Annotated in this window: 12 protein-coding genes; all 12 read right to left on the reverse strand. The window is 37.0% G+C overall.

Going from position 1 to position 12,327, the window contains the following annotated elements; translation table 11 throughout:
• Positions 1–11: 11 nt before the first annotated feature.
• Positions 12–776 (reverse strand): peptidoglycan DD-metalloendopeptidase family protein, encoded by a 765-nt coding sequence (locus tag CVD27_RS23375; RefSeq protein WP_101650930.1) that lies wholly within the window; start codon positions 774–776, stop codon positions 12–14.
• A gap of 177 nt (positions 777–953) precedes the next feature.
• A complete protein-coding gene (locus CVD27_RS23380; protein ID WP_101650932.1) occupies positions 954–2,117 on the reverse strand; it encodes a hypothetical protein in 1,164 nt (387 codons plus the stop codon).
• Complete coding sequence (sigX, locus tag CVD27_RS23385; protein ID WP_101650936.1) at positions 2,092–2,643, reverse strand: RNA polymerase sigma factor SigX; 552 nt, start codon at positions 2,641–2,643, stop codon at positions 2,092–2,094. The genes CVD27_RS23380 and sigX overlap by 26 nt, the downstream gene beginning before the upstream one ends.
• A gap of 265 nt (positions 2,644–2,908) precedes the next feature.
• The gene (locus CVD27_RS23390) at positions 2,909–4,690 is read right to left on the reverse strand and encodes an ATP-binding protein (protein ID WP_101650938.1); all 1,782 of its coding nucleotides are present in this window, start codon (positions 4,688–4,690) and stop codon (positions 2,909–2,911) included.
• Positions 4,687–5,403 carry a response regulator transcription factor gene (locus tag CVD27_RS23395; RefSeq protein WP_101650939.1) on the reverse strand — a complete coding sequence of 239 codons (717 nt, stop codon included), beginning with the start codon at positions 5,401–5,403 and terminating at the stop codon, positions 4,687–4,689. The genes CVD27_RS23390 and CVD27_RS23395 overlap by 4 nt, the downstream gene beginning before the upstream one ends.
• Before the next feature lie 167 nt (positions 5,404–5,570).
• Positions 5,571–6,758, reverse strand: coding sequence for a c-type cytochrome biogenesis protein CcsB (gene ccsB, locus CVD27_RS23400; protein ID WP_101650941.1), 1,188 nt, complete (start codon positions 6,756–6,758; stop codon positions 5,571–5,573).
• Positions 6,759–8,384, reverse strand: coding sequence for a cytochrome c biogenesis protein ResB (gene resB / locus CVD27_RS23405; RefSeq protein ID WP_101650943.1), 1,626 nt, complete (start codon positions 8,382–8,384; stop codon positions 6,759–6,761).
• 23 nt (positions 8,385–8,407) lie between these two features.
• Positions 8,408–8,932, reverse strand: coding sequence for a thiol-disulfide oxidoreductase ResA (resA, locus tag CVD27_RS23410; RefSeq protein WP_101650945.1), 525 nt, complete (start codon positions 8,930–8,932; stop codon positions 8,408–8,410).
• Positions 8,933–9,028: 96 nt separating this feature from the next.
• The gene (rluB, locus tag CVD27_RS23415) at positions 9,029–9,766 is read right to left on the reverse strand and encodes a 23S rRNA pseudouridine(2605) synthase RluB (protein WP_101650947.1); all 738 of its coding nucleotides are present in this window, start codon (positions 9,764–9,766) and stop codon (positions 9,029–9,031) included.
• 257 nt (positions 9,767–10,023) lie between these two features.
• Positions 10,024–10,560: a spore maturation protein gene (locus tag CVD27_RS23420; protein ID WP_101650949.1), complete on the reverse strand. Its 537-nt coding sequence runs from the start codon at positions 10,558–10,560 to the stop codon at positions 10,024–10,026.
• A gap of 6 nt (positions 10,561–10,566) precedes the next feature.
• Positions 10,567–11,154 (reverse strand): nucleoside recognition domain-containing protein, encoded by a 588-nt coding sequence (locus tag CVD27_RS23425; protein ID WP_101650951.1) that lies wholly within the window; start codon positions 11,152–11,154, stop codon positions 10,567–10,569.
• On the reverse strand, positions 11,147–12,289 hold the full coding sequence (locus tag CVD27_RS23430; protein ID WP_101650953.1) for a D-alanyl-D-alanine carboxypeptidase family protein: 1,143 nt from the start codon (positions 12,287–12,289) through the stop codon (positions 11,147–11,149). Before CVD27_RS23430 ends, CVD27_RS23425 begins: the two co-directional genes overlap by 8 nt.
• Positions 12,290–12,327: the final 38 nt, after the last annotated feature.

Below are 12,327 nucleotides of genomic sequence, written 5' to 3' on the forward strand. Positions count from 1 at the left end.
CTGCGGATTTTTCAGTGTAATGACGGAACAATAAGTATCTGATTTGGTTTAATGAGATCTGTAGTTAACTGGTTAAGATTCTTTACTTCGATAACAGAAGTATTCTTTCTTTCAGCTATGGATGACAAGGTGTCTCCCACTTTAACAATGTACTTCTCCTTTTTTCCAGTGCCTTGTATACTGTTATTCTGTTGTGAGTGGAGCTGAGAACTTGCTGCTAGCACTGAATCCCCCCTGCTTGCAATCCCCGCCTGTACCCATTCACCAACATCCGCTTTACCTAAAACCACTTCAGGGTCCAATGCATATTTCTTATCATATCTCCACTCTAATTGATGTGCTTCAAAATGAAGATGTGTTCCTGTAGCTTGTCCTGTTCTGCCCATCTTCCCAATAATATCTCCTTGTTTTATCAATTGATCTTTAGATACATTCCTTCTATTTAAGTGTGCATAAACTGTCACAAAATGACTGGGATGCTTAATAAAAACTACATTTCCATATGTATTAGAATAATAGGATTTCTCCACAACACCATCCTCAACGGCAAGTATGGGAGTATCAATTCTTCCAGCAATATCAATTCCTTTATGTCTCCCTTGGCGTGTTCCATATGTATCGGAAATGATGCCGTCTGCCGGCCAAATCCAATGACCATTTATCACTACAGCTGATTTTATAGTTGCTGCTTGTGAATGTTTACCTCCTAAAAATAATAAACTGACACAAAGCGCCATAAGAATGGCAATTAAAAATCTCTTTATGTAGTCACGCATTACCTTGTTTTCCTCCTTAATATCTTGTCCTCTCCCCACACAATATGTTCAAAAGGTTCCAATTAGAACGAACATAATCGTAAGTTCTTTGGGGAGATTGAGCATATTTGTTATAATTTGGAGACTTCTGTTATTTTATTCATAAAAAAAATCAACCACAGGGGTTGATTGAGATTTTTATGGTATGTTACGTGAGTTGGGAGCGATTGGGACATTAATTGCTTTTTTTAAATCAAATGGGCCTAGGTAGGGCAAAGTTGAGTTCTTTATCATCACCTTCTCAGCCCCAAACTCCTTTGCGGTTAACAGAAGAGCTTCAAAAGACCATAACGTTTGCTGATTATCCTCTAAGCTGGAACTCTTATTAAAGGAAAGATACATAATTTTATTAGAAATTGATACATTACTTATTGTCGGCATTGACGATAAAGAACTTTTTAGGCCCATAGATTGATCTGTCTTCATAGCTTCAAAAGCGGAGTTTATATCCTTATACGTTTCAATTGATGGTGTTAAGAATGGTAAATCACTTCCCTCGGGGTAATAAAAGAAGTAGGCGTGGTTATTTTCTGAAGCAACATCCGTATCCTCCAACCTGCCAAAATTACCTAAATCTATACCTGGCTGCCCATCTGTTGTAAACTTGATCTTCTTTATATTGCTATTGGATGAGATATCTTTCTTAATAATATTAATAAAATTTATCTCATTAGTGGACCCTTGACCATATTGATGATTAGAAGGGACATCAACTATTACTGTACTTCCGCTCTTATCTAATTCAATCTTCGCATTTATAGGGTAAAAGTCTGATAAGCCCCATTCTTCTTCCTGTAAATTTGCCATAATATCTGTATACTTAGTAAGCCAGGATTGTCCTTGATCTTGATTTACAATAATAGAAACTGGGATAAGTATCTGAGCTTGGGCATCAGGAATCCAGTAGGTTAACACCATCCCATTACCAATATCATCTGTATAAACAGCTGTTTTAACGGTTTCTGTTTTCATTAGATCCGCTTGTTTTGTTTTTGGAGATTCTGTACCTTCGGAAGAAGAACTCTCCTTTTTGTCTCTAGCTGCTGTATTACCACTAGAATATTTTTCTTCTTGGGAACTCTGATGCGGGAATTCTGTCCCATCCATTAACTTTGGAACTAAGATAGAGAAAAGAAGCAAAACAGCTGCTACAGCTAGGCCTGGCAGCATCCATGTTTTAGTTTTTTTCTTTTTAAGAGAAATATTTTGGTAAATGTCATGAGGATCGCGATGATCTTGTACTCTGGGCATTTGCCTTAATAGTTCTTCGAGCTCTCTATCGCTCCACTCTGACTTTTTCACTAATTAATCCCTCCTTTTCATAAAACATTTCCATATGCTTCTTCAATACTTTTAAGGAGCGATGCTGTGTAGTTTTTACTTTGCTTTCTGTCCAGCCTAAAGCCTGTGCAGTTTCTGCAATTGATAAATCTTGTAAGTAACGCAGGATAATGACAGACCGTTGATCCAATGAACAGAATTCCAGACACCTGTATATCCATTTAATCTCTTCTTTTTGGACTGTAATTTCTTCTGGAATTGGATACTCATCCTTTACCTGATTGGTTGACCAATCAAATTTTTCAAGTAATCTATTCTTCCAGCCCTTTTGTTTACGGAAGTAATCAATTGCAGCATTTCTTGCAATAGAAAAGAGCCATGTTTTCTCACTGCTTTTCCCTTCAAAACGATGATAAGCTTTGAATACCCGAATGTACACTTCTTGAACAAGATCCTCGGCTTGCTCCTTATTTCTAACCATATAGAATAGAAATTGAAAAACGTCGTGATGATATTTTTGATAAAGGTCATCGAAAACGGAGTCCATCCATTCCCCTCCCCGTTCATTATATTAGTCGATATATTTATAGAAAAGTTTCACTCATATAAATATAGACTTTTTTTAGATAAAAAGGAAGATATTTCAAGGTAAATACTGGATTACTCCTTTTATTTCTCAGAAAAAATAGCTCATCTGCATAGATGAGCTACTCTCTTATACCTATTGTAATTAGATAAGCAATTGGTCAAGGTACTTCCATATTTAAATGTTCCTTGTGAATCAAGAACAATCGGCATTTTTTTTGTTTATATTACTTTTTTCGTGGAAGAAAAAAGGAAAATGTCGTCCCCTTGCCCATTTTACTCTGCACAGCAACGGAGCCATGATGAGCATCGATAATATTTTTGGCAATAGCAAGTCCTAACCCCGTACCTGCCCTGCCCCTGGTTCGAGCTTTATCTGCTTTATAAAACCGTTCAAATACGAACGGCAAATCTTCTTCAGGGATACCAGACCCGGAATCTTTTACTTCCATTTTAACTCCTTTGTCTTCATTTACAACAATTACTTTCACTTGTCCACCTTTTGGTGTATGTCTTATCGCATTGTCAATTAAATTAGTTAACACTTGTTCTATTCGGTCCGGATCAAATAACACTGTTGAACTTTCGTTTTCCACTTCAGCATATAAAAGGATTTCATTATCCTTTGCTATACCTTGAAATTTGTAAATAATCCGATTTATAAAAGCGGAAAGATTTACCTCTTCCATGGATAAATGAATATGGCCTGCTTCCATTCGGGCCAAATCTAACAATTCGTTAACAAGACGTCCCATTCGCAACGATTCATCATAGATGACTCTTGCCATCTCTTTTTTCTCTTCCTGCGTTTCAGCTATATCATCCACAATGGCTTCACTATAGCCTTGTAACATAGATATTGGGGTTCTCAATTCATGGGACACATTTGCAATGAAATCTTTTCTCATTTTTTCCAATTGTCTTTCCTCTGTCATATCTCTTAGAACAGCAACAGCACCACGAATAAATCGATTGCTATAAAGCGGACTAACTAAAATCACCCAATGACGGCCTTGAAGGGATATTTCACCAATTTGCTCTTTTTCCGTTTCCAATGATTTCTGAAAAAGTTCCATTACTTGAGATGGTATGGCTTCAGCATCAGTTGTGAAACCACCTTTTTCATAATACCAATATTGTAAGAACCGGTCTGCTGGTGGATTGGTAATCAATATAGTCCCATCCCGATTAAAGGTGATGACCCCATCAGCCATACTGCTTAAAATACTCGCAAGCTGTTCTTTTTCTTGGCTCAATGCATTCATATTAAACTTTAATTGTCTGCCCATTTGGTTAAAGGCAGTGGCCAATTCCCCAATTTCGTCATGTGTCAAAATCGGGACTTTTGTGTCAAATTTCCCTCTGGCCACTTCAAAAGCGGCTTCTCTCATCTTTCTGAGCGGGGATGTTATTCTGGTTGACAAGAAGAACGCAAAGATAGTCGTTAAAATAATAGCTACACCTGCAACGAGCAAGATATATTTCGTTGTTTCATTGGATGTTTCCTTCATTACTTCAAGCGATTGATAAATAAATACTGCACCGTTTTTCTCACCAGGAAGATGCAGAGGAACACCAATAATCGAATAACTTGCATCTTCGTTGTTATTTTTTGACGATAGGTTTGAAACTTTTTCTATGGTTTTTTTATGATGAAAAACGGCTGAGAAGTCCGGGTCATTCTGAATATCTTTAAAAGACAGCTTTTTATTCTTATCCGTATTTGGAGAATAATAGACTTCATGATCATTTTTTACAATGACAACTTTGGTTACATCATCAATAATCTCCCAAGAAATTTCTAACCCCAGTGGAAATTTGTCGTTAGGATGTGCTTCCAGGACATTTGCAATTTTCTCAGCTGTATTAGTCAAGGTATTCTTTGTTTCGAGAATGTTATGGTTTTGGAAAAGCTCTAGCAGCATGACTGTTAAGATAAACAGTACAAATGAAACTAATAAAATAATGGTAAACCAGAGTTTACCGACGACACTTCGTAAAAAGGTCATTCATTAATTACCTCGAATTTGTAACCCACTCCCCAAACAGTAACAATCATTCTTGCAGCCTGCTCTGAAACTTTGTTTAACTTTTCACGGAGACGTTTTACATGAGTATCTACAGTTCGTAAATCACCAAAAAATTCGTAATGCCATACTTCTTTTAATAATTGTTCACGATCAAATACTTTGTCTGGGGCCTTTGCCAAGAAATAAAGCAACTCGTATTCTTTTGGTGTTAAGCTGACTTCCTTGCCATCGGCAGCTACCCGATGTGCATCATTATCTATTGTTAGGTGTGGAAAAACAATCACATCTTTTGTAGTTGTTTCAGTTTGTAAATAACTAGTTTGAGACGAACGTCTCAATAGTGCTTTTACACGCAGGACAACTTCCCTTGGGCTGAATGGTTTTACGATATAATCATCTGTTCCGACTTCAAATCCCTGCACTCGGTTGATTTCCTCACCTTTAGCAGTCAACATAATAACTGGAGTTGCCTTTTTTTCCCTTAACTCACGGCAGACTTCTATTCCATCCTTACCAGGCATCATTAAATCAAGCAATATAACGTCATAATCATTTGCCAAAGCTTTCGATAAGGCTTCATTTCCATCTTCTGCTTCGTCAATTATATATTCTTCACGCTCTAAATACATTTTTAATAAACGTCGAATTCTTTCCTCATCGTCTACTACTAAAATTTTCACGTCTTTTTCCATTATTAATCCCCCCATGGAGTTTATTTTACAAAATGGAACAGCAATTTGCTACATATTCAAGGTAAATACTCCTATAACTGTGTCAATAATTTGACAAATCGTTTTTTTTATAAAAAAGTTCTTGATTTTATAAAAGCCCTCACTAACTAAAGTGAAGGCAAATACATTTAAGATCCGGCATAGGAATGCAGTCCTGCAATAACTAAATTAACCGCAACTAAATTAAACATAATGATGACAAAACCGATGACCGCAAGCCATGCAGATTTCTCTCCATGCCAGCCCTTGGATAAACGTAGATGCAAAAAGGCTGCATAAAAAAGCCATGTGATTAATGCCCATACTTCTTTTGGATCCCAACCCCAGAATCTTGACCATGCCATCTGCGCCCAAATCATCGCAAAGATCAGGGCACCAAGTGTAAACACAGGAAAACCAATTAAGACGGAGCGATAACTAATCTCATCGACAAAATCCAATTTAATATTTTTCACAAGCGGTTTAAGTGCAGCAGCAATTCGCTTTCGTAAAATAGAGCGTATTATTCCATATAAGATCAATCCACCAAATAAAGACCAAATAACGGTATTTAACTTTTTAGCATTAATGAAAGCCGGCATTTCAACCAATGGGTTAAAACCATTCTTGGTTAGTAATTCACCCTTATTTGGTCCTGTAATTGCAGGCATTTTGTACTCAACAGCAACCTGATTTTCATGTTTATCTACCCAGTTAAACTTTTCACTATAACCCATAGCAGAAAAAATCGATGAAACTGCTACAAAGCCAAGTACAGTGACAAGTGCAAACATAACAATTTCGAGCCAAAAGGTTTGTTTACTTGATTTAGTTTGATCAATTGCTTTTACAAGATAAATTAGTCCCGCGGCAAAGCTAATCGCCAATATTGCTTCTCCCATTGCAGCAGTTGTTACGTGTATATGGAGCCAATAACTTTGTAAGGCTGGGATTAATGGAGTAATTTCCCTTGGAAACATACTTGCATAGGCAATTACCAAAATTGCAACAGGCATTGTAAATAAGCCAAGTAATGTTGTTCTATAAATAAAGTAAATAACAATAAATGCACCAACAAGAGCCATTCCAAAAAAAGTTGTAAACTCAAACATATTACTTACTGGAGCATGACCTGCAGCTATCCATCTAGTAATAAAATAACCAAGCTGGGAAATAAAACCTACAACGGTTATAAAAACAGCAATCTTCCCCCATGTGTTTGTTCCTGGTTTTTCACTTGATCCGTTCTTCGATTTAATTGAACCACCATAAAATAACGTGGCAATTAGATAAAGAATAAACGCAATAAATAATAAATTACTACTTATTGTTGCCAACTAGACTCCCTCCTTATCCATAGTTTCCTTTTGTTGTTGATCTTCTGGGATGTCAAGCTTGGTACCTTTTAAAACCGTCTCAATTTCCCTTTTCAAACCATACCAATTTTTATTAGTATGGGCGGCAACCCATACTTGTCCATTTTTATTCTGAACCCAAATCCGTCGGTGGTTCCAATAAGCACCTTGTATAACACCAATCATAAAGATAATTCCGCCAATAATTATCACCCATAAGGATGAATCCTTCCTTACGGTAAAACCAGAGACATTCTTGGTTTCAATACCTTGAAATGCCATTTTATACGTATTTTCTCCAAATGGTTCAATGGTCTGCTTAATGGCAACAAAACTTGTTTCAGGTTTAGATTTATCCGGTGTAGTCATACTGAACACAAAGGCAGGATTATTTGGCAAACGAGATTTTGTTGAAGGTTCGCCATTTTTATCAAATTCAAAGTCTGGAAAATAATTAATAATCTTCACGGAATACCCATTGCCTAAATCATATTTTGGTTTCGGGTCCTCTAAATCGATTTTAACCATTCCAAATGCCTGACCCGTTTTTTTATTAGCCAAGGCGAAAGTCATTGCTTTTAACTCACTGCGATAGGATGACTGAAAAATCGAATAGCCTTCAAAATCCAATGGGTGATTAACTTTGACTTTATATTCCTTCAGTTTCTTTAGTTCAGGTTTTTCACCTGGTAGATTTTTGCTAACCCGTTCATACAGGACAACATTAGACTGATAGTTTTTTACCACTTGACCGGCTTCTTCAATCGCTTTTTTAAACGTTTTATCTTTGTTTTTATCATAGTGCTGCAGAATAAACTGATTATTTTTTATGTAATACTTTTCACCGGTTTCTGGTACTACAGCCGTTTCTCCCTCTTTTACCCACAAGTCCTCATTAACATAAAATCCCGGGATAAAACGGAGCATTGCACCAAGTAAGAAAATAATCAAGCCCACATGGTTTACATACGGTCCCCATCGGGAAAAACGACCTTTTTCTGCTAACAAGTCACCGTTTTCTTCACGAACCTGATATCGTCTTTCCTTTAAATGGGTCTTGATAACTTGCAAATCCTTTTGATCAACTTTCTCGGTTACACCAAAAATTCTCTGACGTATTAAGAATCCTTCATGCCTTGTTACTCTTTGAGCTTTTAAGGCCTTGTATAGGGGTATCACTCTGTCTAGACTGCAAATCACCAATGAAATTCCAATCATAGCAATTAATAATAAATACCACCAAGATCCATATAAATCATCTAAACCTAATTGGTAATACATTTTTCCTAACCAGCCGTATTCCTGCTCATAATAAACTTCCGGCGGCAAGTTAATATACATTTTTTGCGGAAAGATTGTTCCAAGGGTAGATGCAAGTAATGTAATCACAATCAGCCAAATCCCCACTTTGACTGATGAAAAAAAGTTCCAAATTTTATCAATTATTGTCTTATTGTATGTTTGTGAACGGCGTGCACTTCCTTCGTAGCGCATGTCAAGAAGTTCTTTGTTATTTTTCTCATGCTCATCCAGCACTTTTCCACAGGCTTCACACAACACGGTTCCATGTGGATTCACATGACCGCATTCACATTTAACATCGTTCATTGTAAAAAACTCCCTCAGGTCCCTTAAGGTTTTATTTGCTCCATAAATGCCTTTATCTTATTTTCAGTTAGTTGTCCAGTATAATATTTGACTACCTTGCCGTTCTTGTCTACAAGAAATGTAGCTGGTAAAAGGTCAACCCCGTAGACATTCATAACTTCCTTCTCAGTGTCAATCATAATTGGAAAATCTAACCCAAGCCGCTCCGCAAATTGATTTACAGCAAGTTCTGGTTCTTGGATGTCCACAGTCAGGACTTGAACACCTTTATCCTTATATTGATGGTACTGATTGTTAATATATGGCATTTCTTTCTTACATGGAGGGCACCACGTTCCCCAAAAGTTTAAGAATACCCCTTGGCCCCGATATTCAGAAAGCCGATGTTTATTTCCCTGCATATCAACTAACGCAAAATCTGGTGCTGTGTCCCCAACCGCAACTTTTTGTTTCGTATCTTTTGTAAGATTAGCATAAAGTGAATAGGCAACGGCAGCACCTAAAACAATTAAAATAAGCGTTCTAATCATTAATCGTCGTCTTTTCATAGATTCCCCTCCAGTAAATCCCCCGACACATTTGATTAAAATTATAGCATTTACAACAAAACCATAGTGTTAACACAACAAACAAATGTGACGATTTTATGAATTTTTCTTCGACTGATCCATAGCAAGAGCTCTTAGTAGTTTTACTTCGTGTGGTGTCAATTCTCTTGCTTCCCCTGCTTTTAAGCCGCTCAATGTCAAAAACCCATAGCGTTCGCGTTTTAATTTCAAGACTTCATTACCAATCGCGTCAAACATTCTTCTAACCTGACGATTGCGCCCCTCATGAATCGCAATTTCAACTATAGCAGTCTGCTTTTGTCTATCCGCTGAAAGAAGCTTTACTTTAGCCGGTGCTGTTTTGCCATCTTCGAGACGGATTCCTTTTTCTAATTTTCTTAGATTTTCCTTTAGTGGAATCCCTTTGGTTTTAGCAACATAAACTTTGTCAATCTCATTCTTAGGGTGCATAAGCAAATTGGCAAATTCCCCGTCATTGGTTAATAACAACAATCCTGAAGTATCATAATCAAGCCGCCCGACAGGAAAAATTCTTTCTTTATACTGTGAAAAATAATCAGTGACGACCTTCCTCCCCTTGTCATCGCTTACACTTGAAATAACGCCTCTCGGTTTGTAAAGAAGAAAATAAACAGGCTCTTCTTTTTCTATCTGTATTTCATTAACTTCAACTCTATCAGACGGAGTAACCTTTAATCCTAGTTCTGTAACTACTTTGCCATTTACCTTTACTTTGCCTTCTTTTATTAGTTCTTCGGCCTTTCTTCTAGAGGCAATTCCTGCTCGAGCAATTACCTTTTGCAATCTTTCCATTTATTTCACCTCAAAAAATTCTGTTAGTAGCTGACTTTGTTTGTAAAAAAGAAATTCATTTCTATTGAAATTAGAAAAAAATCACTATTCTATCCTAATGAATTATGACACAATTTCTTCACTTTTCAAAGTAACGGGTATTAATTACAACAAAAAAGAATTAGTGATGTTTTTTTATAACTTAATAAATGATATGTTTATTATATTTTCCAGCAAAAAAAGCATGCTCCGCTAAGAACATGCTTTAAGCTTTAGATTTATGCTGTACCAAAAATAAGGACGACTATTAAAATAGAAACAATAATTCCTACTACGTCTGCTAAGAGACCAACCTTTAGAGCATCACCCATTTTCTTTATCCCGACCGCTCCAAAATAAACGGTTAAAACATAAAAGGTTGTATCCGTACTACCTTGAAGAACTGATGCCAATCGTCCAATAAACGAATCAGGTCCGTAAACACCAATTAAATCACTTGTCATGCCAAGGGCTGCGGTCCCAGAAATAGGTCTAATAATGAGTAAGGGGACAATTTCAGCGGGTACTCCCATTGTCTTCATAAAAGGCCTCAGCCAGTTCATTAATGCGTCTAAAGCACCTGATGCTCGAAAAATGGAAATGGCAACAAGCATCCCTACTAAAAAAGGAATAATGGATACCGCAATTTTAATCCCCTCTTTTCCGCCCTCAACAAATCTCTCATAGGTCGGTACACGTTTGTACGTGCCATATAATAAAATAAATCCTATTAGTAAAGGAATAAAAGTTAGCGAAATATACGATAGGAACCCCATACTTCATCATCCTTTTCGACGTCTGCGATAATAAAAATAGCGGTCGATCAATACTGCACCTATTGCCGATAGAATCGTAGCGATAATGGTTGGGACAACGATTTCAGTTGGAGATGCGGAATGATAGTTTATTCTTATCGCAATAACTGTTGTTGGAATTATGGTAATACTCGCTGTATTGATGGCCAAAAAAGTTACCATACTTCGAGAGGCTTCGTTTTTTCCACCATTTAATTTTTTTAGCTCTTCCATAGCTTTTATGCCTAATGGGGTTGCAGCATTTCCTAAACCAAACATATTTGAAATCATATTTGATAGAATGTATCCCATTGCAGGATGATTGGCAGGTACATCTGGAAACAATACCTTTACCAGCGGGCGAAAAAATTTCGTAAGTTTCCGAAGAAGTCCAGATTCCTCGGCTATTTTCATCATGCCGAGCCAGAATACGAGTACACTGATTAGTCCAATACATAAGGTGACTGCTTCTTTCGCTCCATCAAAGACGGCTTTATTCACTGCCTCCATGTTACCGTTTATTAATGCAAAGACAATACCAATAACAGTCATCGCTACCCATATGTAATTAACCATTGACGTTCACACCTATGACTGCCAAAAACATTTCTTTAACAGAGTTAAGCCAACCCTTTTTTTCCTTTTTCTGAACCTTTTCGAAATATATTGGAGCTTCTTGAACAACTCTTCCATCTAAATAAACTTCAGCCTTCCCAACGATTGCTTCGCCGTGGGAAATCAAGCTTTTTCGCGGCTTTTCTAGTTTATATTTAATGGAGAACTGATCCATTTCCTCACTGGTTGCTGGGTAACAAATCGTTTTTTTGACATATAAATGTCCCTTATAAGCTTTGTTTTTAGCAATGTCCACTTGGCCCTTTGGTAACACCTCGGCCATATCAAAAGCTTTAAAACCATTTTCGTACATAGAGATATGATCATTCCAGTCATCCGGACCGTTCAAAGTTACAGCAATTAAATTCATATCGCCTTTTGTTGCTGTTGTGACCAGTGTACGTTTCGCACGTTTGGTATATCCTGTTTTTCCTCCCGTCGCATATTTATATTTCGTAAGGAGGCGATTTTTGTTTCTCCATACCCGATCCCACTGTTCTGTAGGGTTTGAGGCTCGATAGACCTTTGTACCAGATACTTTTTGAAAGGTTTTATTTTGCATAGCATAACGCATTAGAATGGCCATATCATAGGCTGTTGAATAATGATCTTCATGATCATCCAGTCCATGCGGATTTGCAAAATGGGTATCATACATTCCAATTTCCCTTGCCTTCTGATTCATTAAATAGGCAAAGCCATCAACACTTCCACCAACATATTCGGCAATTGCCACTGCTGTGTCATTTCCCGATCTTAGCATTAAACCGTAGACAAGATCCTTTAACTTTATTTTTTCTCCAGGTTTTAAATATACCGATGACCCTTCAGCCCTTGTTGCTTGCTCACTTACCTTTACATATTGGTTCAATTTTCCCGATTCAATCGCAAGTATAGCAGTCATGATCTTTGTTATACTAGCGATTCTTCTCTTTGTATGTGCATCCTTATCAAACAAAACCCGCCCAGATTTTTGTTCAATCAACACAGCACTCGAAGCACTTACACCAAGGGATGCATCAACCTTTTGAGGAATGTTTACAATAAATAGTGAGAGCATGAGGGTTATTATTACTAGCTTTGAAATCATTCTCATCAGATTAACCTCGTCTCCTTTATATCTATCAAACTTGT

The organism is Neobacillus cucumis (assembly GCF_002860255.1).
GTDB lineage: Bacteria > Bacillota > Bacilli > Bacillales > Cytobacillaceae > Neobacillus > Neobacillus cucumis_A.

Bases quoted from the DNA above. Each gene is read 5' to 3' on its own strand.
- rluB (WP_101650947.1), bottom strand. From the start codon at position 9,766: ATGGAAAGATTGCAAAAGGTAATTGCTCGAGCAGGAATTGCCTCTAGA.
- CVD27_RS23420 (WP_101650949.1), bottom strand. From the start codon at position 10,560: ATGGGGTTCCTATCGTATATTTCGCTAACTTTTATTCCTTTACTAATA.
- CVD27_RS23375 (WP_101650930.1), bottom strand. From the start codon at position 776: ATGCGTGACTACATAAAGAGATTTTTAATTGCCATTCTTATGGCGCTT.
- resB (WP_101650943.1), bottom strand. From the start codon at position 8,384: ATGAACGATGTTAAATGTGAATGCGGTCATGTGAATCCACATGGAACC.
- sigX (WP_101650936.1), bottom strand. From the start codon at position 2,643: ATGGACTCCGTTTTCGATGACCTTTATCAAAAATATCATCACGACGTT.
- resA (WP_101650945.1), bottom strand. From the start codon at position 8,932: ATGAAAAGACGACGATTAATGATTAGAACGCTTATTTTAATTGTTTTA.
- CVD27_RS23390 (WP_101650938.1), bottom strand. From the start codon at position 4,690: ATGACCTTTTTACGAAGTGTCGTCGGTAAACTCTGGTTTACCATTATT.
- CVD27_RS23425 (WP_101650951.1), bottom strand. From the start codon at position 11,154: ATGGTTAATTACATATGGGTAGCGATGACTGTTATTGGTATTGTCTTT.
- CVD27_RS23430 (WP_101650953.1), bottom strand. From the start codon at position 12,289: ATGAGAATGATTTCAAAGCTAGTAATAATAACCCTCATGCTCTCACTA.
- CVD27_RS23395 (WP_101650939.1), bottom strand. From the start codon at position 5,403: ATGGAAAAAGACGTGAAAATTTTAGTAGTAGACGATGAGGAAAGAATT.